This window comes from Sphaerimonospora mesophila (assembly GCF_001417795.1).
Taxonomy (GTDB): Bacteria; Actinomycetota; Actinomycetes; order Streptosporangiales; family Streptosporangiaceae; genus Sphaerimonospora; species Sphaerimonospora mesophila.
The window spans coordinates 293,487-318,006 of sequence record NZ_BCBX01000032.1 but is presented as its reverse complement, the minus strand read 5'-3'; the positions used below and the strand labels follow the sequence as shown (position 1 = coordinate 318,006).

Below are 24,520 nucleotides of genomic sequence, written 5' to 3'. Positions count from 1 at the left end.
GGGGCAGACGGGGGGCCGTCCGGCGGAAGGCCATTCGGCGGAGGCTCATCCGAGGAGGGGTCATCCGCGCACCGCCCTGGTCCGCACGGTCCTGGCCCGCACTCTGGGGTCGATCAGCAGGTACGACAGGTCGACGACGAGCGCGGTCACCGAGACCACGAACGCCACGACGAGGGTCAGCGCCTGCACCACGGGAACGTCCTTGAACAGCACGGACTCCTCCATCAGCGCCCCGAGACCGGGCAGGGCGAAGGTGACCTCGATGAGGACGGTGCCGCCGAACAGGTACGCCACCATGAGACCGAGGCTCGTCACGATCGGGATGGCCGCGTTGCGCAGCACGATGCGCAGCACCGCGGACTCCGGCAGCCCCCTGCCCCGCGCGAACGTCACATAGTCCTGGTCCAGCTCCCGGACCACCGCCGCCCTGGTCAGCTTGACCACGAACGCGCCGAGGCCGAGCGCGAGCGCAACGGCCGGGAGGACGAGATGCCAGAGGCCGTCGAGGAAGCCGTCCCCGGTCCCGTAGATCGGGAACCACCCCAGGCCGAGCGCGAAGACGTACAACAGGAGCAGGCCGACCGCGAAGCCGGGCGCGCTGACGCCGACGACGGACACGCCGACCAGCAGCCGGTCGAGCGGGCGGCCGCGCCGTACCGCCGCGACGATGCCGACCGGGATGCCCACCAGCGCCGACAGCAGGAAGGCGAGTCCCGCGGTGGCCGCGGTGATCCCCGTACGGCTCAGCATCAGCGGGCCGACCGGGCCGCCGGTGCGGATGGAGGTGCCGAAGTCACCGGTGACCGCCTGCGACACCCACAGCCAATACTGGGTGAGGAACGGCTCGTCGAGGTGATAGCGGGCCCGGATCTCGGCCAGTGCCTCCGGTGTGACGTTGCGGGTGCCGAGCATGTTGCGCGCGACGTCACCCGGGGACAGGTACATGAGCGCGAAGACGAGCAGGGACAGCGCGAGCAGCAACAGCAGCGTGGCGCCCAGCCGCCGCAGGGCGAAGGCGAGAACCGGCCTGTTCACGGGGTCACGTCACTTGGCCGCGTACAGCAGGGCGGGCCAGTTCGCCAGCAGGGTGTAGGAGGTGAAGTCGCGCATCCCGACGGCATCGCCGAACGCGGTCGCGGCCTGCCCCCACCACAGCGGGAGATAGGCCAGGTCGGCGGCCTGCGCGGTCTGCGCCTCGATGAGCAGTGCGGCCCGCTTCGCCGGATCCGACTCGGTCGACACCTTGCCCATCGCCGCCTTGACCTCGGCGTTGTCGTACTTTGCCGGGTTGCCCTCGCCGAGGAACCAGCTCGGGAGCTCGCCCGGGTCGCCGGTGGTGTTGAAGTACCACATGAAGCTCAGCGGCGGGAACTCGTTCAGCTCGGCGAGCCACTGCTCGATCGGCAGTTCCTTGACGTCGAGGGTGATCCCGATCTTCTTGAGGTCGGCGGCGAAGGCCAGCGCCGCCGTGCCGAGCTGCGGACCGGTGTTCGGGTAGGACAGGGCGGCGGTGAAGCCCCCGGGCACCGAGGACCGGGCCAGTTCCTGCTTCGCCTTCTCCAGGTCGTATTCATACTGCGGCACCGCGGCGAGCCGTCCGGTCGCCTCCTCCGGCGTCCACAGCCCGCCGAACTGCTCCGGCGTCGACAGCGCGGTGGCGACCTGGCCCCGGCCGCGCAGGATGTTCTTGACGATGGCGTCGCGGTTCACCGCGTGCGCGATCGCCTTGCGCACATGGACGTCGTCGAACGGCTTGGCGGTCAGGTTGAAGGTGAGCCCCGCGTAGGAGCGGTCGGGGGCGTAGACGACGCGCGTCGCGGCGGCCGACTCCCACTGATGGGCCTGGGCCGGCGGAACGTTGAGCGACATGTCGGCCTTGCCGGCCCGCCAGGCGAGCAGCCGGGTGTTGTCGTCGGCGATGAACTCGAACCGGATCTTGGCGACCTTGGGCCGGCCGCCCCACCAGGTGTCCACCCGGGTGAACTCGACGTGCGAGTCGGGGGCGAAATCGGTCACCCGATAGGGCCCGGACCCGGTGATCGGCGACTGGGCCGTGCCGAGCCCGCCCTTCGACCGCTCCCAGGCGGCCTTGGGCGCGATCCACAGCGCGTCGGCGTTCGACGGCAGCCACGCGAACGCCTCGTCCACGGTCTTGGTCGTCAGGGTGATCTCGTTGTCACCTGACTTGACCGCCTTGTCGAGGTCGGCCCAGTAGCTTGCCGTACTCGGCGAGACCTTCGCGTCCCTGGCCATCTCGATCGAGTGGAGGACGTCGTCGGCGGTGACCGGGCTGCCGTCGTGGAACCTGGCGTCGCTCCTCAGGGTGTAGACGTAGGTCTTCGGGGACGGGCGGTCGAAGCTCTCGGCCAGGGCGGGCACGATCCTCCCGGAGGTGTCGACACCGACCAGGCCCTCCATGCAGATGCCGGCGACGTAGTAGTTCAGGATGCCGGACTCCTGGCCGGGATAGAGGTTCGACAGCGAACCTGGCAGCGACACCCGCAGGACGTCGATCTCCTTGCCGGTGTCCGTACCGACGTCGGCGCTCGACGTCCCCGCGGAGCCGGAGGACCCGGAGGAGCCCGATGACCTGTCCGGCCGGGTCGACGGCGCTGCGCCGCACGCCTCGAGCAGCGCGGAGACCGACAGGATCGTCACGCCCGTGGCCGCGGCCCGAAACAGGCCTCGGCGGCTGTATGCGCCCCGGTGATCGGGCCGGTGACCCCCGGACCCCTGTGCCGCTGCGTCCATCCCAGCCATACGTACACCCTCCCCACGATCTGGGCATGTCCAGTGGCATGCCCCATGTGGACAGGAACAGTAAACACCATGACTATCCGGATCTTCCATAATCGGACGGCCCCAAATGGTGGTTCTTGAAAGGGGGGCGCAATCATGTTTCGGGGCCCATAGATCACCGGTCCGTGATCATCGCGGTGTCCATCGACGCGCCCTGGTGCGGGGGGCGCGTCGGCGGCCTACTCCCGACGCGCCCTCTTGAGCGGATCCACCGAGCATGGAGGCCACTCGGCGACCCACTCCCGCCCTTCAGCCGTGTCCGTCGAGTGCGGAGACCGCCTCAGCGACGGTAGCCCGCCATCCGTTCGAGGCGGGCGACCCGCTCGGCCGTCGACGGATGGGTCGAGAACATCCGTCCGAGCCCGGCACCCCGGAACGGATTGGCGATCATCAAGTGACCGGCCGAGGCGAGTCGCGGGTTCTCCGGCAGCGGCAACTGACGGACACTCAGCTCGATCTTGCGCAGCGCGGAGGCGAGCGCGAGCGGGTCGCCGGTCAGCCGGGCGCCCGACTCGTCCGCGACGAACTCGCGGGACCGGGAGACGGCCATTTGGATCATGGTCGCGGCCACGGGACCGAGGATCATCACGAGCAGCGCGCCCAGGAAACCCGGCCCCTCGTCGTCGTCGGAGCCGAAGAAGATCCCGAGGTAGCCGAAGTAAGTGATCATCGTGGCCAGCGCGCCGGCGATCGACGAGATCAGGATGTCCCGGTTGTAGACGTGCGACAGCTCGTGTCCGATGACCCCCCTGAGCTCGCGCTCGTTCAGGATGCCGAGCATGCCGTGCGTGACGCACACCGCCGCGTTGCGCGGGTTGCGTCCGGTCGCGAACGCGTTGGGCTGCATCGTGGGAGACAGATAGAGCCTCGGCATCGGCTGGCGGGCGTCATAGGACAGTTCCCGGACGATCCGATAGAGCACCGGCTGTTCCACCTCGGAGACCGGTCGCGCCCGCATGGCGGAAAGCGCGATCCGGTCGGAGAAGAAGTAGGCGATGCCGTTGGTCGCGAGTGCGACCACCAGGGCGAACCGTATTCCTGTGCCACCCCCGAGCCAGGCCCCCACCGCCAGCATCAATGCGGACAAAACCCCCAGAAGGACCGCGGTGCGCAGACGCTGCACGCCCCCTCCTTCCGACGTGGTGCGTTCCGCCCTATCAACGTGCATGGCCTGGGCGAACGTTCCCACGGTCCGCGGAGACGCGCTCAGCCCACCGCGGACAGCACCACCTGCGGGGCGATCGAGAAGACGACGGTGACGAGCACCGCGGCCCCGGCCGCGACGACCGCGGGGATGACCGGGACGGCGAAACCGGGTTCACGGACTCCACGGACTTCGGGGGCGCCGGGGACCACCGGGGCACCGGCACCTGCTGGGACGGCGGGGACGGTACGGCTCTCACCCGTGGTTTTCGCAGCGAAGAGCCGGGCCGTCCAGGCGATGTAGTAGTAGAGCCCGATCACGGTGTTGACCGCCATCACGACCGCGAGCCAGCCGAGTCCGGCGCCGACGACCTCCCGGAACACCACGATTTTCGCGAACAGACCGGCGAGCCCGGGTGGCAGCCCGGCCAGGCAGACGAGCGAGAACGCGAGCGCCAGACCCGCCGCCGGGCTCCGGCGGACCAATCCCCGATAGTCGTCGATCTCGTTGCGTCCATGACGCCGCGAAACGATCATGACGATCGCGAAGGCGGTCAGGTTCATCGCCGCGTAGAACACCAGATAGGCGATGGACGCGGCCGCCGCCCCACCGATCCCGTCCTCGCCCGGCGTCCCAATACCGGGCAGCACGGTATCGGACAGCGCGGTTCCGGACAGCGCGGTTCCAGGCGGCAAAGTGCCGGATAACGCGGCACCGGGCAGTGCGGCACCGGACGACCCGGCATCGGATGCTCCGGCTCTCATGGAGGCGGCCGCGGCCAGCGGCGTGAGGATATATCCGGACTGGGCGACCGACGACCAGGCGAGCAGTCGTACGGCATGGCGCTGCCGGATGGCGAGGACGTTCCCCGCGGTCATGGTCAGGGCGGCGACGACCGCGACGATCGGGGCCCACACCCCGGCCCGGCCCGGCAGCGCGGTCGTGAGAACGAGGATGAGCCCGGCGAACCCCGCCGCCTTCGAGACGACCGACAGCAGCGCCGCCACCGGAACCGGCGACCCCTGGTACACGTCCCCCGCCCAGGTATGGAACGGCACTGCCGCGATCTTGAAGGCGAAGCCGGCCACCACCAGCACTATCGCCACCGTGGTGACGGCCGGCTCGGGCCCGGCGGCGACCACGGCACCGGCCCCGATGGCGGGTCCGGCTTCATACGCCCGCGCCAGGCGGTCGAGATGCACCGATCCGGTCATCCCGTACAGCAACGACACACCGAACAGCATGATCGCGGTGGAAACCACGGACACCAGGAACAGCTTCAGGGCGGCCTCGGCGGCACGACCGTCATAGCGCCGCAGCCCGATCAGCGCGAAGACCGGCAGCGACACCAGCTCGAGCGAGACCACCAGCATGATCAGATCACGGGAGGCGGGCAGCAGCACCGCGCCGGTGAGCGCGGCGAGAAGCAGGAAGTGCCACTCCCCGACCGGAATCCGTCCGCCGACCAACTCGGTCATCGACAGCAGCACGATCACCGCCCCGGCGGCGAGCACCAGCCCGGCGAAGACCAGCGCGAACCGGTCGGCCACGAACGAGCACGAGCCCGCGTCCGCCGTCGCTCCCAGCGAGGACGGCACACAGAACGTGCGCCGCGCTCCGTTCGGAAGATGCGTACCCGCGACCGTCTGGACCACCACGACGGCGAGGGCGGCCAGGACGCCGCCGAGCGCGACCAGCCCGAGCGTCCTCCCCATGCCCGGCCGGTGCGGCAGGAAGGCGTCGAGAACCAGCACCAGACCGGCCGCGATAACGAGGGTCAGCGGCGCCGCGATGGCGACGTAGTCGATCGACTGGATCACCGGAGGCGCTCCGTTGCCGAGGACGCTGCTCATGGCACCACCATCCCCGGGCCGAAGACCGCCTGAACGGCAGGTGTGGTGACGGCCAGAAGCGTCTTGGGCCACAGCCCGAGCAGCACGATCAGCACGACCAGCGGCACCCAGGCCGCCCACTCACGCGCCGTGACGTCGACCGCTCCCCCGGTTCCGCCGACCTGCCCGGCTTCTCCAGTCCCTCCGATTTCCCCGGCATCCCCGGTTCTCTCGTCGCCCTCGGTTCCCTCGACTTCCCCGCTTCCCGCGGCTTCCCCGGTGGTTCTCGCCGGGACGCCCTGCTCCACGGCACGGGCTCCCACCACGCCGTGCCCCGCCGCCGCTTCCGGTTCACCCGGAGCCGCCCGATGGACCCCGTGGGTGACCCGGGACAGCAGGCGGAGGAAATAGGCGGCAGTCAGCACCGCTCCGGCTCCCCCGACGGCCATGAACACCAGGAACAGCGGCCGGGGCAGCCCGGCGGCCGGCCGGAACGCCCCCAGGAGCGCGAGCATCTCACCCCAGAACCCGGCGAGGCCGGGCAGCCCGAGCGAGGCGATGCACGCGAACGTCAACAGCGACCCCAGGTGCGGCATCCGGCCGAGCATCCCGCCACCGAGCCGGGCCATGTCGGCCGTGCCGTACCGCTCCTTGACCGCACCGACGAGGAAGAACAGCAGACCCGTGATCAGCCCGTGTGCGACGTTGCCGAACAGGGCGGCGTTCATGCCGACCGGGGTCAGCGTCGCGAACCCGAGCAGCACGAAGCCCATGTGGCCGACGGACGAATACGCGATCATCCGCTTGATGTCCCGCTGGGCGAGGCAGGCCAGCGAACCGTAGATGATGCCGACCACCGCCAGTGCGCCCAGCCAGGGGGCGAGGGCCGCCGCACCCTCCGGAAGCATCGGGATGGCGACTCGGGCGAAGCCGTACGATCCCATTTTCAGCAGCACACCGGCCAGCAGCACCGAGCCGACGGTTGGAGCCTCGGTGTGCGCGTCGGGCAGCCATGTGTGCAGCGGCCACATGGGCGTCTTCACCGCGAGCCCCGCCCCGATGGCGAGGAACGCCAGGATCTGCGCCGAACGGGGCATCCCGGCACCACGCCGTTCGGCCAGGGCGACCATGTCGAGCGTCCCCGCCTGTGCCCAGACCACGAGCAGGCCGATCAGCAGCACGGCCGAGCCGAGCAGCGTGTAGAGGATGAACTTCACCGCCGCCGCCCGCCGTTCCGTGCCGCCCCAGAGGGCGATCACGAAATACATGGGGACCAGCACGACCTCGAAGAACACGAAGAACAGCAGCAGATCGAGGGCGAGGAACGTGCCGATCATGCCGACTTCGAGCACGAGCAGCGTGCAGACCAGCGCCCTCTGCCGCCCGCCCGCCGGGGGATGGCGGGTCAGGTGGACGAAGCACAGGAACGTGAGCAACGCGGTCAGCACGACGAGCGGCAGTGAGATCCCGTCTACGCCGAGATGGAACCGCAGGTCGAGACCGGGAATCCAGGGCAGGTCGGTCTGGAGCCGCATCCCCCCGTCAGGGCCGCCCCCCGTGGGACCGTCCTGTCCGTACGGCAGGGCGAACGCCGCCACGGCCGCCAGGGTGAGGGCGAGGACCAGCCCGGAGACGGCGGTCCCGAACGCGACGGCCCTGCCACGAGTTCGGAAGGCGGGCATGGTCAGGGCGGCGGCCCCCAGCAGGGGCACGGCGACGAGGGCGATCAGCAGCCGGCCCATGCGACCTCCCCCGTCCCCCTGAGCGCGCCTCCCGGAAGGCCTCGGCCGTCGCCCGGCCCCGAGATCTCGCCGCATGCCGCCCAGGCCCGACCCGGATCGGCCCGGACCGCACGGGCCTCGGCGGGGAACGAGACCGCGTGGAGATCCAACGTGCGTGTCATGCCAGCACCACCGCCGCCGCCACCGCGATCAGCAGCAGCCCGGCCACCAGACCGGTGACGTAGAGTTGCGCGTTGCCGTTCTGGACCAGCCGCACCACACCGGACAGGCCGATCGCGGCCCGGCCCGACCCGCGGACCGCACCGTCGATCACCCGCTCGTCGGCGCGTACGACCCCCCTGGCCAGCCGCAGCATCGGACGGGCGACCAGCGCCGCGTACACCGTGTCGACGTAGAACGCCCGCTCGCACGGCACCCGGAACGGCCCGAGCAGTCGCGCCGGATCCCGGACGGGGTCGCCACGCCACAGCGCGTAGACGATCCCGGCGCCCAGCAGCGCCACGACGAGGTCGATCATCGCCGATCCCCAGCCGACTCCCGAGCCCATGACGCCCCGTCCCGCGACCCACGGCCAGGTGAAGCCGAGCAGCAGGGCGGGCACGGCCAGCACGCCGATCGGCCAGAGCATCGACCTCGGCGCCTCCCGGCCGTCGGACACGTGGGCGGCGGTGCCCGGCAGCACCTCGGTCAGCGGCTCTTCCCGCGGCTCCTCCGGCAGAGGTTCCGGCTGCGGCTCTCCCCGCGGCTGGGCCGGCCCGAAGAAGGTGCGCAGCCAGGCGCGGGTGGCGTAGGCACCGGTGACACCGACGGTCAGCAGCGCCGAGCCGTACAGGAACGGCTGGACGACGCCGTCCGAGTCCTCGATGACCGAGATCACCGCGTTCTTGCTGAAGAAGCCACTGGCCGGAGGAAGCCCCATCAGCGCGGCGAACCCGATCGTCATCGTCCAGAACGTGACGGGCAGCGCCGTACGCAGGCCGCCCATGCGGCTCATCAGGTTCGACCCCGCGTGGTGGATCACCGCACCCGCGCACAGGAACAGCAGCGCCTTGAACGCGCCGTGCGACAGCAGATGGAAGATCGCCGCCTCGTCGCCGCCGACCTCACCCAGGCCATGGACGCCCGGAGGGCCGATGCCGCCGAATACGACGTCGCCCTCCGAAAGGTCCGGGCCGTACGGAACGTCAGGGCCACTCAGTCCGCTCAGGCCGCTCAGGCCGCTCAGGCCGCTCAGGCCGCTCAGGCCGCTCAGGCCGCTCGAGCCGGCCAGACCGGCGGCGCCGCGCACACCGGCCGCGAGCGCCCCGGCCATGTAGGCGAGCTGACTGATCGTGGAGTAGGCGAGCACCCGCTTGAGGTCGTCCTGAGCCAGTGCGGCGAGGGCCGCCCCGAGCATGCCGATCGCCGCGATCACGGCCAGCACGTCGAGCGTGGGCCGCGCCCCCAGGAACAGCGGATAGAGCCTGGCCACGACGAAGACACCCGCCGCGACCATGGTGGCGGCGTGGATCAGCGCGCTGATCGGAGTCGGACCGGCCATCGCGTCCGGCAGCCAGGTCTGCAGCGGCACCTGGGCGCTCTTGCCGGCGACCCCCATGAGCAGCAGCAGCGTCGCGGCGATCAGCGTGCCGGTGGGGATGTCGGCCCGGAGCACGTCGTCGATCCGGAAGCTCCCCGCCGCCATGCCCAGCGTGAAGATCCCGAACAGGAATCCGACATCGCCGAGCCGGGTGACCAGGAACGCCTTGACGGCGGCCCGCGAGTTGGCCCGGTCCTCCCACCAGTGCCCGATGAGCAGGTAGGAGCAGATGCCCATGATCTCCCAGCCGACGTACAGGACGATCAGGTCGCCCGCGTAGACCACGAGCAGCATGGCGCTGGTGAAAAGGCCGATGAACGCGCTGTACGACGGGTAGCGGGGTTCACCCCGCATGTACCCCACCGAGTAGACCTGCACGGCCAGCGCCACCATGACCACAAGGATGCCGGTCAGCACTGACAATCCGTCACCGCGCAGTGACACGGAGATCGGAAGCGACCCCGTCTCTATGAGCGTCAGCGCGCCCTCCACCCGGCCCGGAAGGAAGGAATCCCAGAACCCGGCCCCTCCCGGCCGGGAGGCCGCGCCTGTGGGCAGGTCGAGGGCCGGCCGGAGCGCGAGCCACAGAGTGAGCACGGCCGACGCCGCCGCCGCCGTGATCGCGAACCACGCCGCCCTGCGGCCGGCGGCCGCGCCGGAAGATTCCGTACGGCTCCCGCCGCCGCGCCGTCCGGTCCCGACCTTGGCGCCCAGCAGGCCCGCGACGGCCGCGGCGAACGGCAGCAGGATGATCAGGGCCACGATCGCGATCACGTCGCCGCCTCCCCGCCGCCGCTCGCCACCGTGCCCCTGCTCCCGCCCCCGTTCCTGTCACCCTCCCTGTCACCGCCCCCGTCACCGTCGCCGCTCTCGTCGTCGGTCCCGGCGGCGTTCTCCGACAGGGCACGCAGCCGGTCCACGTCGATAGTCCGTCTGGTGCGGAAAACGGCCAGCACGATCGCCAGCCCCAGACCCACCTCGGCGGCGGCGATCACGATGACGAACAGCGTGAGCACCTGCCCGGAGTGCAGCCGGTCACGCAGCCATACGTCGAACGCGACCAGGTTGAGGTTGACCGCGTTGAGCATGAGTTCGACCGACATCAGCACGAGGATGGCGTTGCGCCGGGCCAGCACACCGTACACACCGATCGAGAACAGCAGTGCGGACACGACGACCGGATAGACGATGTGCACCCCGGCTCACCCCCCGGGGCCGCGCGGCGGACCCGCGGACACCGGCCCCCGGCGCGGGCCGGTGGCGACCGCCCGGCTGCGCGGCCTCATTCACGCCCCCCGATATCGGTGCGGGACAGGGCGATGGCGCCGATCAGGGCGGAGAGCAGCAGTACGGACAGGACCTCGAACGGCAGCACCCAGGTGCGGAACACGCTCGAACCGAGCGTCCCGGCCGCCCCCTGGCCCGGTTCGAGAGGGGTGTAGGCCGTGTGGAATCCGGACACCACGACGCTCACGAGCACCCCGGCGGTCGCGACCCCCACCACTGCGGCGGCCCAGCGGTTGCCGGAGTCGAGGTCCGCCGACCGTCCGATGGGCGCACGGGTCAGCATGATGCCGAACAGCAGCAGCACCACGATCGCACCCACGTAGATCAATACCTGCACCCAGGCGACGAACTCGGCGGTGAGCACGAGATAACAGCCGGCCAGCGCGCCGAAGCAGACCACCAGCCACAGCGCGGCGTGGACGAGTCGCCGCGTCGTGACGACCAGCAGGGCGGAACCGAGCGCGACCACCCCAAGCAGCAGGAACACGATTTCCGGCCCGGACGGCGGCCAGAGTCCCGGCTGCGCCTGGGATGTCACGACTCCTCCTCTGACCCGTCCTTCTCCGTCGTCGGCGGTCCCTGCGAGTCCGGTGAGCCGATCGGTCCCGGTGAGTCCGGCGAGCCCGTTGAGTCCTGGCCGTCCCGTGCATCCGGCGGCTCAGGCCGGGCGGGCCGGGGCGGCTTCGGCAGCGCTCCCGGCGGCCGGATCGAGCGGATGTCCCGCATCGCCCTCGGCGGTTCCCGGCGCGGCGGCGCACTCGGAGCGGGGGCACTCTCCGCCGGCGCCGCGGTCGTCTTCGTCTCCTTCTCCGTCTCGGCCGTACGGCCGGGCGGTGCCGTACGGCCGGGCCGGGACGGCGGGCGGGCGGCGGGGCGGGCGGCTGCGGCGATCTCCTTGGGCGGCTCGGCGCCCACCTCGTGCGGCGGTGGGGGAGGAACGGTCTGGGCCCATTCGCCCAACCGGTCCTTCTCATGGATCAGATCGCGGATGTCGTACTCCGCGTACTCGAACTCCGGCGACCAGAACAGCGCGTCGAAGGGACAGACCTCGACGCAGATCCCGCAGTACATGCACAGCGAGAAGTCGATCGCGAACCTGTCGAGCACGTTGCGCGCCCGTGGGCGTCCACCCTCCGGGGCCGGGAGGGTCTCCTTGTGGGAGTCGATGTAGATGCACCAGTCGGGACACTCGCGGGCACAGAGCATGCACACGGTGCAGTTCTCCTCGACCAGGGCGATCACGCCCCGGCTGCGGGGAGGAAGCTCCGGATGCTCCTCCGGATACTGCTGCGTCACCGATTTGCGCAGCATGTGCCGGAAGGTCACGGCCAGGCCCTTGGCCAGCCCTTCTCCTGGTATGCGCGCCACATGCAACATCATGGCGCACTATCCGCCCCAGGTGAATGCGCGACCGTTCACGGGGGTGTCAGTTAACTTCGCTGATTCACCCATTGCCGGGCGATGGTCCCCCTCTGATCAGTGCGGGGGACCTCCCCCACGCTAGGCGGCCGCTCCTTCCCCGGATGGCCGGGGCCTGACGAACCACAGGCCCGTGCCGTACATCGCGAGCCCGAGCAGGATGAAGGCGGCGGCCACCGGATAACGCAGCCCGGGCGGCATGTAGGTGGCCAGGAACCAGCTGTGGCGCAGCATGTCGTTGGCCACGAAGACGGTGGCGATGATGCCCTGCGGGACCAGCGGGATGGCGCCGAACCCGAAGCACCACCAGACGATCGACTTCTGCGTCTTGGACAGCTGGTCGAGGCGGAACTTCACCGTCGTCTCCGGCTTGCGGCCGGTCCGCATCACATCGAGCAGCTCCGGGCCGTGCGAGCACAGCCGCCGCTCGGCCAGCAGGCCGAAGCCCCAGTAGCACAGCACTCCGGTCAGGACGCCCACGGCCACGCCGGCCCAGCCGTACCGCACCGCCACGAACGCCGCGGGCACGCCTGTGACGATCACCAGCACGAGCATCAGATAGGCCAGGCCGGTCAGACCGCCATCGTCCTCGCTGGTGCGCAGCGGGTTGCCCGCGCGGCGATGCGGGTCGGTGCCGGGCACCAGCGCGAACACCGAGATCAGCGGCACCAGTCCGGCAGCGCCGCCCAGCAGGGCGGACAGCAGCGCCAGCATCAGCGGCCACGGGCCGCCGGTGATCGCGGTGAACACCACGGTCAGCACGATCGCCACCGGCGCCTGCGCCGACAGCCACGCCAGCTGCCTGCCGCGCACGTCGCTCACGCCCGGCGTCATCAGCGTCAGCCACAGTGCGGTGCCGTCGGTCCCGTACACGTTGGAGGCCATGGCCGCGGCCATCACGACGAAGATCGGGCCGGCATAGGGCAGCATGCCGTCCCAGTCGAGGATCAGCGGGCTGGCCGCGAAGCAGACGCCGTACGACAGCGCGAACGTCAACTGGTGGTTGCGCACCAGGTCGCGCGACCAGGTGCGGAGCTCCTTGGCGACGATCGCGCCGTTGGCGGTGGCCGCCGTCATCGGGCGTCTGCCCCGGGCGGACGGCCGCGTCGCGCCCGCCCGCCTGCCGAGCAGCGCCGCCCACGCGCCGAGGAGCAGCACCACGAGTACGGCCAGCGCGGCCAGCGCCCACCAGTCGCCCTGGACGGCCAGCAGGCCCCAGCCGGAGGGCAGGTACCACACCGCGGCGGGCACACCCGTCTGGCCGAAGGCCACGAAGAAGACCCAGATCTGCCCGAGCGCGGCCAGGATCGCGCCGTTGAGCACGCCGGAGGCGATCGCGCCGAGTCGTGAACGCAGCGCCAGCCCGATCACCGCCACCGAGACCTTCGACAGCAGGACGAACACGGCCAGTTGCAGTGCCATCGCGGGCACCGCCACCACGGCGTTCGCGACGCCGAGCCGTACGCCCACGACCAGCAGGCCCAGCAGGGCGGTCAGGCTGACCAACGGCGCGACCCCGACGAAGGCCGCCACCAGCAGGCCCGCAGCCAGCCGTCGCGGCGGCAGGCCGAGCAGCGAGAAGTACTCCGGCCGCAGCGTCTCGTCGCCGCCGCCCATGAAGACGGGGCCGAGCATCCAGCCCAGCAGCCAGACCGCGTAGCCGGCCGCCAGCAGGTCCGGATCGACGAAGGCCAGATAGATCGTTCCGGCGGCGAACAGCGCGCCCAGTGCGGCGCCGGTGCCGGCGGTCTGCGCTCGTCGGCCGTGGAAGGCGTGGCGCAGCACCGCCACCTTCATCTGGGCCATCGTCAGTGCGACAGCCACGACAGCTCCTTGACTCCGGTGTCCTGGTCGCCCACGAGTTCGACGAAGGTGTCCTCCAGTGAGCGTGCGCCGCGTACCTCGTCCAGCGTGCCGGCCGCGGCCACCCTGCCCTTGTCGATCACCGCCACGTGGTCGCAGAGCTGCTCGACCAGCGCCATCACGTGGCTGGAGAGCACGATCGAGCCGCCGCCCGCGACGAAGCCGCGCAGAATCGTCTTGATCGTGGCGGCCGACACCGGGTCCACCGCTTCGAACGGCTCGTCCAGCACCAGCAGCCGCGGCGCGTGCAGCAGTGCGGTGGCCAGCCCGATCTTCTTGCGCATGCCGGTCGAGTACTCGATCACCAGCGTCTTCTCTGCGCCGTCCAACTCCAGCACGGCCAGCAGTTCCTCGGCCCGCTGCCGCACCACGTCCTTGTCCAGCCCGCGCAGCAGACCCAGGTAGGTGAGCACCTCTCGTCCGGTCAGCCGCTCGGGCATGGCCAGCCCGTCGGGCAGCACCCCGACCATGGCCTTGGCCCGCTCAGGAGCCGACCAGACGTCCGTACCGAAGATGCGGGCGCTGCCGCCGTCGGGCCGCAGCAGGCCGACGGCCATGGACAGCGTGGTGGTCTTGCCGGCGCCGTTCTGGCCGACGAGGCCGAAGAAGGAGCCTTGGGGGACACCGAGGTCAATGTGATCTACGGCGAGATTGTCGCCGAATCTCTTGGTCAGCCCGCTGATCTCCAGCGCTGGCGTCATCGTGTTCTCCGGATGGCGGGGAAAGGCGGTGGACAGTTCCGCGGACAGGTCGCCGAGATCATGGCCGGAGTAGCCACGAGGACCTCAACAGGGATCGGTCATCTGCGCTCGCACGGCTTCCTGATGGCACATTCAGGAGGCCAAACATGCGTTCAAAGATCCGCAAGGTGCTCAGGGGCCGGATCGTCACTCACTCCGGGGACAGGCCGAAGGGGGAACACGATCCGGGGTGGTTGTCGTCCACACCGTCCGCAGCCCGTCCCCGTGGTTGTCCACAGGATGTTCATAATGTTGCCGGAAGGATTGAGCAAAGTGTGCGACAAATACGTAGGGTCAGCACATGAGCGGCTTTGGAGGACAAGGACCGTACGAGTCCTATAAGAGGCAGGGACCGTACCCATCCGGGCAGCAGGGCTCATCGCCGAATCCTTACCAGGCCTACCCGGTGCCCCCACCGCCTCAAGCGGCACCGCCGGTGCCGCCGCCAGTGCCACCGGTGCCACCGGTGCAGCCGGTGCACCCCCCGCGGCCGGTGCACCCCCCGCGGCCGCCCTTCATCCCTCCCCCGCCGCCGCAGCCCCAGCCGCAGGGCGGCCCGGGCGCCGGTAGCGTCTTCTGGGCGCTGACGCCGCTGCTCACCTGCGGTCTCGGCACGCCGTTCACGATGCTGTTCGCGGCGGTGAAGCGACGGAGCGCCTGGCTCGGACTGGCCTCCGCCGCCTACGCCCTGGCCGTCTTCCTGTGGATCGTCATCTTCGACGACTACTACCCCGGCGAGCTGCCGCCGGGCCCCGGCATCCTCATGTTCGGCGGCATGTTCGGTAGTTGGCTCGGCGGCACCGTGCACTCCTTCATCATCAGACAGCGGGTCTTCGAGACCCCCGGGATGACCGCGAACGACCGGGCGATCGCCCTCGCCCAACACCGGCGCGCGCTGCGGGAGCAGGCGAGAGAACTCGCGGAACGCGATCCGTCGATGGCACGCGAACTGCGGATCGGACGGCCCGACCTGCCCCGGCAGTACGACGACGGCGGTCTGGTCGACGTCAACCACGCCCCGGCTCAGGTGATCGCCGCGCTGCCCGGGATGACCCCCGCCCTGGCCGAGCAGGTGGTGAAGGCCCGGGAAACGGTCGGCTCATTCGTATCGGCCGAGGACCTCTCCGCCGCGGCGTCTCTCCCGCCCAATCTGACCTCGGAACTGGCCGAATACACCATATATCTACCCTAGTAATCCGGTAATCCTGATTGCCGGGCCGCATATCCCTGGCCCATCCTCCGACGCTTCCCTACGCTTGACAAAGCGTCAGCCGTCTCGCTGGAGGAATCCGTGCCGTCACCCGAGATAGCCGAGTGCCAAGCGGACATGGCCGCCGCGGCCGCCGCCGTACACGAGGTCCTCGACGCGCTCGGCGCCGTACCCGGGATGTTCGGCGACGCCACCTGGAAGGGGCCGGCCGCCGATCGTTGGGCCGCCGACTGGAACGCTCGAAAGTCCCAGCTCACCGCGCTGCTCCAGGCCGTGTTGAGCGAGCAACCGCGTCTGGTCGCCCGATTGGAGGAGGCGACGCGCAGAAGGGCCGTTTTATAGGTACGTCGCGCCGAAAAGGGGACGTAGTGGGGGAATTCGTCGGGGTCAATCCGGTCAACCTCGCGGAGTTGGCCAAGCGCCTGCAACGGCTGCACGAGGTGTTGGCCCGAAATGGGCCGATAATTCAGCAGAAGATGCGGCAGTGGGACAGCGAGGTGAGCTTCACTCAGTTGCCACGCCTGACCGACTCGGCGCTGAACGACACCCGCGACATGAACGCCCGCACCACCAAGGCGTACGGCCTGGCGAGCGAGAACGGATGGAACCCCGCCATTCTTTCGGGCCTGCCGCTCCCGGTCCGCCGTCCACTTCCGACGGACGGGCCGGGCCCCATCGGCCCGCGTTCGCCGTACGTCCAACTCGACTGGGACGCCGTAGGCCAGAGCGGATATCAGGCCGAGCAGGACGTCCAGGCGCTGAAGGACGCCCTCGCCGGCAAGGATCCGGAGGCGGTCCGGGTCGGCCTGTCGGGAGTACGGGAACACCTCACCCAACATCTCGACGACAAGCCATATCTCGCCGCGTTCTGGGCGCAGGCCGGGCCGCTGGCGCTCCAGGCCGCGCGAGCGCTCTACAACCGGACGGGAGCCTCGCTGTTCAGCGCGGAGAGCATGAGCATCCTGCGGGCACTCGGCTCGTCGCTGGCGGCCGCCAGCCAGATGCGCGTCGGCACGGGCAAGGACGGCCGTCCGCTGCTGTCCCCCGAAACCAGGGCCGCGATCACCAAGAGCTCCGACCCCTGGTCGGTCGGCATGCTCTTCAAGTACGGCCCCGACGGCAAATCCTGGGATTCGCGTTTCCTCGCCGAGGTCACCCGATCGATGCTCGACGCCCGTGCCGCCGGCAAGGTCCAGGTGCCGACCCCGTCGGGTCACGGCGGCATTCTCGACCAGGATCGCGCCCTTTACCAGAAACGTCTCGCCGACTTCGACCCGGTCCTCGCGGTGATGGATCGGGCGACCCAGAACGGCCAGGCAGCCCGCCATGTCCTCGGTGACCCGGACAGCGGCCTGAAGTACGCGAAGATGCTCGTCGGCGACGACTGGCGAACGCCGGGCGTCAAAGTCGGCCCGTACGGCAAGGCGAGCGGCGCCGACCCGTCGCTCACGGTGGACCGAATCGATCTGACCTCCCATGCCGCCGAATTCCTCAAGGCGGCCGTGTCCGCTCCGCGCGGCGCCTCCGACGACGCCAAGGAATCGGCCTGGTCCGTCGTCCATATCGTCCAGGCCACCTCCGAGTTCACCAAGCTCCACCCGGACAGGGTCCTCCCCCACGAGATCCGCCGATCCCTCATCTACACCGCCGACCGCTACCTCCCCGACCTCGCCGCATCCGCTGATCACAGCGTCAGCAACGGCGTGAAGCTTCGGAGCGGCGACCCGAGCGGCCCATATCTTGCCTGGGTCGCGCGCTCCGATTTGAAGAGCTTCTTCAGGCAGGCACTCCATGACCCCAAGGACTTCGGCAGGTTCCAGGGAGGCATGGATGCCCGCATCAGCACCAGCGTCACTTCGACGATCAAGGACAAGAAGCAGAACTATCTTGTGGAGATGTCGTCCATGTACGGTCTGCTTTCCTCTGTCCACGCGGACCTCAAGTTCGAAGACGGCGCGGAGAAGGATGCCAGAGCGCAGCGCATACAGACCGCCCTCTCACTGATCTTCGAAGGCTTCGGCGCTTTCAACTTCCCGAACTCCGACCGACTCGATACGAGCGCCCAGATATTCCTGGCGGCCGCACAACCGGCCCTCAGCGAAAAGTTGAAAACCGATAACGCAGCGAACGCCATGAAGGAGAGCAAAGAAGAGTTCAGAGAGCAGCTCCTCGACGTTAAAGTTTCGGTCACCCTAGGTCTCATCAATGCGGGCGCCGTCAGGGTCCCCCCGGAAACATCCTGGTTCAGGAACGGCACCGTGGTTCCCGACACGAATTTCAACGACTGGTACAGTCTCCACGAGAGCCAGGAGTTCCACGGCCAAACCCTCGTACAGTGGGTGCAGGCAGCGGAGCACGCCATGAATGTGCAGGGGCCCCGATGACCGGATCTTTCACCCGAGGCGTCCGATCCACCACAGTCATGGCAATCACAGCTCTGACATTGGTCGCATGCACAGGAAAGTCCCCCGACCCGCCCCAGGATGTCGCGCAGGATCACATGTCGGCAATTTATAAGGTCATCGAATGTCTGGCGAGAAATGACGCGATCGACCGACAGGAGCTAGCCGAGGCCACCTGGCTAAAAAACGGCAGAGTTTCCCCGAATGTCGACTTCAACGATTGGTACAGCACTCACGAGCAAGCCGTATTCGCAGGAAAGACGTTGGTGGACTGGACCGCCGAGGCCGAGAACCAGGGAAGTAAATGGAAGTGTCCCTTGTGACATACGCTGTCGACCGCTGTCAGGCTTCATGGCGGCGGGCGGGTTCGGTCAGGACATGAGGACCTTGACGACGCCGGTGAGGGCGAGTTGGAGGAGGGCCAGGGGGACAAGGCCGATCCAGGCGAGCTTCTGCAACTGGTCCTCGCGGAGGCGGGGATAGCTGACCCTGATCCAGATCACCACGAACGCCAGGGCGAAGACCTTGATGAGCGTCCAGACCGGCCCCGGAAGCAGCGGGCCATGCCAGCCGCCGAGGAAGAGGACGGTGGTCAGCGCCGACAGCACCACGATCCCGACGTACTCCGCGAGCATGAACAGGGCGAACCGCAGGCCGGTGTACTCGGTCATCGGGCCCATGATGAGCTCCGACTCGGCGACCGGCATGTCGAACGGAGGCCGGCGCAGCTCCGCCAGCCCGGCGACGAAGAAGACCACCGCACCGATCGCCTGCCAGGGCAGCCACCACCACCGCCACTGCTCGACGATCCCCTGCAGCGACAGCGTGCCCGCCGCCATCGCCACGCCGGAGGCCGCGAGCACGAGCGGCAGCTCGTACGACATGAGCTGGGCGGCGGCCCGGATGCCGCCCAGCATGCTGTACTTGTTGGCCGACGCCCACCCCGCCATGATCACGCCGAGCACGCCGATGCCCATCACGGCCAGCACGAAGAACAGCCCGGCGTCGAGGTCCACCCCGGCCAGCCCGGGGCCGATCGGGATCACGACCATCACCACGAGGTACGGCACGAGCGCCACGGCCGGCGCGATGGCGAACACCCGCCGGTCGGCCGCGGCCGGGATCACGTCCTCCTTCTGGGCGAACTTGACCCCGTCGGCGATGAGCTGCGCCCATCCGTGGAAGCCACCGGCGTACATCGGCCCGAGCCGGGACTGCATGTGGGCCATGGCCTTGTGCTCCATCTGCCCGACGATCAGCGGTAGCAGCAGGAATGCCGCCACGATGGCGGCCAGCCGTACCGCGATGTCGAGCAGATCAGCCATCGCCCACCCGCCCGTCCCTGCGTACGGGCTCCGGTACGGCTCTCGCGGCGCCCTCGCCCCAGTCGGCGGGAACGCCCGGGGGCAGCATCTTGCGGCGGCTGGGTGAGCCGTGGCCGGATTCGCCCGGCTCCTTGGCTCCCGGCCAGGCCTTGGCGACCCGGGCGGCGAGCACGAAGTCCTTGCGCAGCGGATGGCCTTCGAATCCGTCGGGCAGCAGCAGCGGCCGCAGGTCGGGGTGGCCGTCGAAGACGACGCCGAACATCTCGAACGTCTCCCGCTCGTGCCAGTCGGCCCCGCGGAAGACGCCGGTCACGGTGGGCAGGCGAGGATCGGTCCGCGGCACCCGGGTTCTGACCAGCAGGTGCGCCATCGCGACCGGATCGAAGACGTGGGCGACGACCTGGAAGTCGTCCGGTGGGTCGTCCACACCGGTCAGCCAGTCGAAGAACTCGAAGCCCCGGGACCTGGCGAAGGACAGTGTCTCCACCCAGGCGTCCGGTGGCACGTCCACCACCAGCTCGCCGAACGAGTCGGAGACCTGGACTTGCGAGCCCGAGTCGTACCGCTCCCTGACCGCGTCGGCGAAGGCCGCGGCCGCGGCCGGCACGGCGCTCACGATTGCCCACCCGAAGGCGGTAGGTAGCGGTCGCCCAGCGTCTCGCCGGCGATCTTCTCCTGGAGCTTCATGATGCCGTGGAGCAGCGCCTCGGGCCGGGGCGGGCAGCCGGGGACGTACACGTCGACCGGGATGATCTGGTCGACGCCCTTGGTCACGCAGTAGGAGTCCCAGTACGGCCCGCCGGTGTTCGAGCAGGCCCCGAACGAGATGACGTACTTGGGATCGGGCATCTGCTCGTAGAGCCGCTTGACGGCCGGGGCCATCTTGTCGGTCACCGTCCCCGAAACGATCATAAGGTCGGCCTGCCTGGGGCCGTTCGCGAACGGAATGACCCCGAACCGGATGAAGTCGTGTCTGCTCATCGACGTCGCGATGAACTCGATGGCGCAGCAGGCCAGCCCGAAGTTGAAGACCCACAGCGAATAGCGCCGTCCCCAGTTCAGCACGAACTTCATCGGTTTGGGCGCCAGCCGGGCCCCGGGCCCGACGGTCGGCATCGGGAGGTCGCTCACCGCCATGACGTCATTCTCCTCTTCAGAGAGCCTCCCGGCGAACGGCCGGGTCCGGTACGGATTGTCACGTCCAGGTGAGCACCCCCTTCCGCCAGGCGTACAGGATGCCGAGGGCGATGAGGCCCAGGAAGGCGAACATCTCCACGAGGGTGGTCAGGCCGTATCCGGGCGTGGCGAAGACCATGGCCCAGGGGAAGAGGAAGACCGCGTCCACCGCGAAGACCACGTAGAGATACGTGAAGACGTAGTACCGGATCTGCGACTGCGCCCATCCCTCGCCGACGGGATCGATCCCGCACTCATAGGTGAGCAGTTTCTCCGGTGTCGGCCGGTTCGGCCGGAGCGCGCGGTTGGCCAGCAGGCCGCCGGCGAAGATCGCCACGCCGATGAGAAGCAGGACCGCGACTACGACATATGACCCGAAATATCCGTTCATGTCGCCTCCCGGCCGTAGGATGTACGACCTCCGGACCTCATGCCGAGCATACGCCGACGCCCGTCTACCACCCCGATAACCCGATCACGCAGCGGAACAGCGCGGACACCCAGCGGAGGCGACGATCTCAAAGGGTGGGCAATGACGGACGGAAGCCCACCTCCCGCATATAGTTGAGGATCGTGACCCGGAAGATGCTCTTCGCTCGCCTGCACGTCGACCTGTGTCGGCTCGCGGCGGGACTGTGTTGCCCGGATGGTCCGTGAGCGTGATTTGTCCTGCCGACCTCGGTCCAGCTACCGACCAGGGCCAGTGGACGCGGGATACCGGTCCCCGCCTTCCCCTAAGCGGCAAGCCCCGATAGTACGCACGTCAATGTTCGCACGACGGAAAACAAGGCGTGGCCCCGATGGATCTAGGGAGTGCCCCATGGATCTCTGCCGACCATAGTAGGCAAGAAGATCTACGGGAGACGACCTAGCATGGATATAGGAACGCGTTTCGGGCAGGGTGGCCCGGGCGTGTTGAGGAGGATTGAGGAGCTGTGACCAAGCAGGTTCAGCAACTCGACCGCGTGATCATCCGGTTCGCGGGTGACTCGGGCGACGGCATGCAGCTCACAGGCGATCGGTTCACGGCGGAGACGGCCCAGTTCGGCAACGACCTGTCGACGCTTCCCAACTTCCCGGCGGAGATCCGGGCGCCTGCGGGCACGCTGCCCGGGGTGTCGAGTTTCCAGTTGCACTTCGCCGACCACGACATTCTGACCCCCGGGGACGCGCCGAACGTCCTGGTCGCGATGAACCCCGCCGCGTTGAAGGCCAACCTGGCCGATCTGCCGCGTGGTGCGGACATCATCGCCAACACCGATGAGTTCACCAAGCGCAACCTGTCCAAGGTCGGCTATGCGGGCAATCCGCTGGAGGACGACTCCCTCAAGGAGTGGCGCCTGCACGCGGTCCCGCTGACCTCGCTCACGGTCAAGGCGCTCGAGGGCTTCGACGTGTCCAAGAAGGACGCCGAGCGGGCCAAGAACATGTTCGCGCTCGGGTTGCTGTCGTGGCTGTACAACCGGCCGACCGAGGGAACGACCGCGTTCCTCGAGGCGAAGTTCGCCGCCAAGCCCGAGATCGCCAAGGCGAACATCGCGGCGTTCCAGGCCGGGTGGAACTACGGTGAGACCACCGAGTCGTTCTCGGTGTCGTACGAGGTGAAACCGGCCGCCCTGGCCCCGGGCGTCTACCGCAACATCTCCGGGAACATGGCGCTGGCCTACGGGCTGGTCGCGGCCTCGGTGCAGGCGAAGCTGCCGCTGTTCCTCGGGTCGTACCCGATCACCCCGGCCTCCGACATCCTGCACGAGTTGTCCAAGCACAAGGCGTTCGGGGTACGGACCTTCCAGGCCGAAGACGAGATCGCCGGCGTCGGCGCCGCCCTTGGCGCGTCGTTCGGCGGGTCGCTGGGGGTGACCACCACCTCCGGTCCCGGTGTGGCGCTCAAGGCCGAGACGGTCGGTCTCGCGGTGGCGACCGAACTGCCGCTGGTCATCGTGGACGTGCAGCGGGCCGGACCGTCCACGGGGATGCCGACCAAGACCGAGCAGACCGACCTGTTGATGGCGATGTTCGGCCGCAACGGCGAGTCGCCGGTGCCGGTGCTGGCCCCGGCCACCCCGGCCGACTGCTTCGACATGGCGATCGAGGCCGCCCGGATCGCCCTTGCGTACCGCACGCCGGTGATGCTGCTGTCGGACGGCTATCTGGCCAACGGATCCGAGCCGTGGCGCATCCCCGACATCGCCGAACTGCCCGACATCTCCGTGGAGTTCGCGACCACGCCCAACGGCGAAGACGGCACCACGTTCCTGCCGTTCCAGCGGGATGCGGACACGCTGGCCCGGCCGTGGGCCGTACCGGGCACGCCGGGGCTGGAGCACCGGATCGGCGGCATCGAGAAGGCCGACGGCAGTGGGAACATCTCCTACGATCCGGACAACCACGACCGGATGGTCCACCTGCGCCAGGCCAAGATCGACGGCATTGACGTGCCCGACCTGTCCGTGGACGACCCGACCGGGGACGCGAGGGTGCTCGTGCTCGGCTGGGGGTCGACCTACGGGCCGATCGCTGCGGGAGTACGGCGTGCGCGTGCGGCCGGACACAAGGTCGCCCAGGCCCATCTGCGGCATCTGAACCCGCTGCCGGCCAACACCGGCCAGGTGCTGCGCGCCTACGACAAGGTGCTGCTGCCGGAGATCAACCTCGGCCAGCTGGCCATGCTGCTGCGGGCCCGGTTCCTGGTCGACGTGATCGGCTACAACCGGGTGCGCGGGCTTCCGTTCAAGGCCGCCGAACTCGCCACGGTGATTCAGGAAGTGATTGAAAGTGACTGAGATCCGCAACGGCAACGGCGCCGCCGGTAACGGCAGCGGCAACGGGAGCCTGAACGGCAGGGGGCTGGCGCTGGTCCCCCGGACCGAGGTCAAGCAGACGCTGAAGGACTTCAAGTCCGACCAGGAGGTCCGCTGGTGCCCCGGCTGCGGCGACTACGCCATCCTGGCGGCGGTGCAGTCGTTCCTGCCCGAGCTCGGCCTCAAGCGCGAGAACATCGTGTTCGTCTCCGGGATCGGCTGCTCCTCGCGTTTCCCGTACTACCTGAACACCTACGGCATCCACTCCATCCACGGCCGGGCCCCGGCGATCGCCACCGGGCTGGCCGCCTCCAGGCCCGACCTGAGCGTGTGGGTGATCACCGGTGACGGTGACGCGCTGTCGATCGGCGGCAACCACCTGATCCACGCGCTGCGCCGCAACGTCAACCTCAACATCCTGCTGTTCAACAACCGGATCTACGGGCTGACCAAGGGGCAGTACTCCCCCACCAGCGAGATCGGGAAGATCACCAAGTCGACACCGATGGGGTCGCTGGACAAGCCGTTCAACCCGATCTCCCTCGCGCTGGGCGCCGAGGCCGGTTTCGTGGCCCGGACCATCGACAGCGACCGTAAGCACCTGCAGGGGGTGCTGCGCGAGGCGGCCGCCCACCGCGGCGCCTCACTGGTGGAGATCTACCAGAACTGCAACATCTTCAACGACAACGCCTTCGAGGCGTTGAAGGACCCCGCCACCCGGGACGAGATCACCGTCAAGCTCGAGCACGGACAGCCGATCGTCTTCGGCACCGGCGACAACGAGAAGGCAGTACGGCTGTCGCCGACCGGTGGGGTCGAGGTCGTACGCCGCGCCGACGTCGCCGACAGCGAGATCCTCGTCCACGACGTGCACAACCCCGACCCGTCGCTGGCGTTCGCGCTGTCCCGGCTGGACGACCCCGCCTTCGAGCACGTGCCGATCGGGATCTTCCGTTCGGTCGACCGCCCGTCGTACGACCAGCTGCTGAACGAGCAGCTCGACACCGCCATCGCCGCCAAGGGCCCCGGCAGCCTCGCCGGTCTGCTCAACTCCGGCGACACCTGGCAGATCAACTGATCAGACCGATGTGACGAAGGGACTCCCATCGTGGGAGTCCCTTCGCGCATCTCCGCGTACCGCATTCGGCGACAACGCGATCTGGCGGAAGCCCGTCCCGCCGGGCGGGGAAACTGCGACAAT

At 69.1% G+C, this 24,520-nt stretch carries 22 protein-coding genes and 1 pseudogene; 7 read left to right on the top strand and 16 right to left on the bottom strand.

Annotation, left to right across the window (positions count from 1 at the left end):
- Positions 1–60: 60 nt before the first annotated feature.
- The 12 genes and pseudogenes from AP234_RS09115 to AP234_RS09065 form a co-directional block, all read right to left on the bottom strand.
- On the bottom strand, positions 61–1,035 hold the full coding sequence (locus AP234_RS09115) for an ABC transporter permease (protein WP_055479128.1): 975 nt from the start codon (positions 1,033–1,035) through the stop codon (positions 61–63).
- Positions 1,036–1,044: 9 nt separating this feature from the next.
- Complete coding sequence (locus AP234_RS09110) at positions 1,045–2,658, bottom strand: ABC transporter substrate-binding protein (RefSeq protein WP_055479127.1); 1,614 nt, start codon at positions 2,656–2,658, stop codon at positions 1,045–1,047.
- Positions 2,659–3,079: 421 nt separating this feature from the next.
- The gene (gene htpX, locus AP234_RS09105; protein WP_055479126.1) at positions 3,080–3,967 is read right to left on the bottom strand and encodes a zinc metalloprotease HtpX; all 888 of its coding nucleotides are present in this window, start codon (positions 3,965–3,967) and stop codon (positions 3,080–3,082) included.
- A 38-nt stretch (positions 3,968–4,005) separates the two neighbouring features.
- Positions 4,006–5,796, bottom strand: coding sequence for an NADH-quinone oxidoreductase subunit N (locus tag AP234_RS38470; RefSeq protein WP_063842827.1), 1,791 nt, complete (start codon positions 5,794–5,796; stop codon positions 4,006–4,008).
- The gene (locus AP234_RS09095) at positions 5,793–7,517 is read right to left on the bottom strand and encodes a complex I subunit 4 family protein (protein WP_055479125.1); all 1,725 of its coding nucleotides are present in this window, start codon (positions 7,515–7,517) and stop codon (positions 5,793–5,795) included. The genes AP234_RS38470 and AP234_RS09095 overlap by 4 nt, the downstream gene beginning before the upstream one ends.
- Complete coding sequence (locus tag AP234_RS37110) at positions 7,502–7,678, bottom strand: hypothetical protein (RefSeq protein WP_160330398.1); 177 nt, start codon at positions 7,676–7,678, stop codon at positions 7,502–7,504. Before AP234_RS37110 ends, AP234_RS09095 begins: the two co-directional genes overlap by 16 nt.
- A complete protein-coding gene (locus AP234_RS09090; protein ID WP_055479124.1) occupies positions 7,675–9,870 on the bottom strand; it encodes a proton-conducting transporter membrane subunit in 2,196 nt (731 codons plus the stop codon). The genes AP234_RS37110 and AP234_RS09090 overlap by 4 nt, the downstream gene beginning before the upstream one ends.
- A 119-nt stretch (positions 9,871–9,989) precedes the next feature.
- A pseudogene (gene nuoK, locus AP234_RS09085) lies at positions 9,990–10,292 on the bottom strand (NADH-quinone oxidoreductase subunit NuoK); the annotation flags it as partial.
- A gap of 86 nt (positions 10,293–10,378) precedes the next feature.
- A complete protein-coding gene (locus AP234_RS09080; protein ID WP_055479122.1) occupies positions 10,379–10,921 on the bottom strand; it encodes an NADH-quinone oxidoreductase subunit J in 543 nt (180 codons plus the stop codon).
- On the bottom strand, positions 10,918–11,751 hold the full coding sequence (locus AP234_RS38465) for a NuoI/complex I 23 kDa subunit family protein (protein WP_235558049.1): 834 nt from the start codon (positions 11,749–11,751) through the stop codon (positions 10,918–10,920). The genes AP234_RS09080 and AP234_RS38465 overlap by 4 nt, the downstream gene beginning before the upstream one ends.
- Positions 11,752–11,883: 132 nt before the next feature.
- Complete coding sequence (locus AP234_RS09070) at positions 11,884–13,626, bottom strand: hypothetical protein (protein WP_152990318.1); 1,743 nt, start codon at positions 13,624–13,626, stop codon at positions 11,884–11,886.
- Positions 13,611–14,366: an ABC transporter ATP-binding protein gene (locus tag AP234_RS09065; RefSeq protein WP_055479120.1), complete on the bottom strand. Its 756-nt coding sequence runs from the start codon at positions 14,364–14,366 to the stop codon at positions 13,611–13,613. Before AP234_RS09065 ends, AP234_RS09070 begins: the two co-directional genes overlap by 16 nt.
- Positions 14,367–14,880: 514 nt before the next feature.
- Between AP234_RS09065 and AP234_RS09060 the strand changes: the two genes are divergently transcribed.
- From AP234_RS09060 to AP234_RS36040, 4 genes are all read left to right on the top strand, one after another.
- Positions 14,881–15,597, top strand: a complete 717-nt coding sequence (locus tag AP234_RS09060; RefSeq protein ID WP_160330397.1) for a ComEA family DNA-binding protein — start codon at positions 14,881–14,883, stop codon at positions 15,595–15,597.
- A 99-nt stretch (positions 15,598–15,696) separates the two neighbouring features.
- Positions 15,697–15,957, top strand: coding sequence for a hypothetical protein (locus tag AP234_RS09055; protein WP_055479118.1), 261 nt, complete (start codon positions 15,697–15,699; stop codon positions 15,955–15,957).
- A gap of 26 nt (positions 15,958–15,983) precedes the next feature.
- Entirely contained in the window at positions 15,984–17,999 is a 2,016-nt protein-coding gene (locus tag AP234_RS09050; protein ID WP_055479117.1) for a hypothetical protein, read from the top strand.
- Between the two features lie 38 nt (positions 18,000–18,037).
- Complete coding sequence (locus AP234_RS36040) at positions 18,038–18,340, top strand: hypothetical protein (RefSeq protein WP_152990316.1); 303 nt, start codon at positions 18,038–18,040, stop codon at positions 18,338–18,340.
- 48 nt (positions 18,341–18,388) lie between these two features.
- On the opposite strand, the gene nuoH is transcribed toward AP234_RS36040, so the two are convergent.
- Genes nuoH through AP234_RS09030 form a run of 4 tightly spaced genes read right to left on the bottom strand, consistent with a single transcriptional unit; the run spans position 18,389 to position 20,909 of the window.
- A complete protein-coding gene (nuoH, locus tag AP234_RS09045) occupies positions 18,389–19,342 on the bottom strand; it encodes an NADH-quinone oxidoreductase subunit NuoH (protein ID WP_055479116.1) in 954 nt (317 codons plus the stop codon).
- Positions 19,335–19,958, bottom strand: a complete 624-nt coding sequence (locus tag AP234_RS09040) for an NADH-quinone oxidoreductase subunit C (RefSeq protein WP_235558048.1) — start codon at positions 19,956–19,958, stop codon at positions 19,335–19,337. Before AP234_RS09040 ends, nuoH begins: the two co-directional genes overlap by 8 nt.
- Complete coding sequence (locus AP234_RS09035; protein WP_055479115.1) at positions 19,955–20,479, bottom strand: NuoB/complex I 20 kDa subunit family protein; 525 nt, start codon at positions 20,477–20,479, stop codon at positions 19,955–19,957. Before AP234_RS09035 ends, AP234_RS09040 begins: the two co-directional genes overlap by 4 nt.
- Before the next feature lie 58 nt (positions 20,480–20,537).
- Positions 20,538–20,909 (bottom strand): NADH-quinone oxidoreductase subunit A, encoded by a 372-nt coding sequence (locus tag AP234_RS09030; protein ID WP_055479114.1) that lies wholly within the window; start codon positions 20,907–20,909, stop codon positions 20,538–20,540.
- A gap of 194 nt (positions 20,910–21,103) precedes the next feature.
- Between AP234_RS09030 and AP234_RS39430 the strand changes: the two genes are divergently transcribed.
- The 3 genes from AP234_RS39430 (at position 21,104) to AP234_RS09020 (ending at position 24,397) form a co-directional block, all read left to right on the top strand.
- A complete protein-coding gene (locus tag AP234_RS39430) occupies positions 21,104–21,175 on the top strand; it encodes a putative leader peptide (RefSeq protein WP_431998376.1) in 72 nt (23 codons plus the stop codon).
- A 278-nt stretch (positions 21,176–21,453) separates the two neighbouring features.
- Entirely contained in the window at positions 21,454–23,301 is a 1,848-nt protein-coding gene (locus AP234_RS09025) for a 2-oxoacid:acceptor oxidoreductase subunit alpha (protein ID WP_055479113.1), read from the top strand.
- Positions 23,294–24,397 (top strand): 2-oxoacid:ferredoxin oxidoreductase subunit beta, encoded by a 1,104-nt coding sequence (locus tag AP234_RS09020; protein ID WP_055479112.1) that lies wholly within the window; start codon positions 23,294–23,296, stop codon positions 24,395–24,397. Before AP234_RS09025 ends, AP234_RS09020 begins: the two co-directional genes overlap by 8 nt.
- Positions 24,398–24,520: the final 123 nt, after the last annotated feature.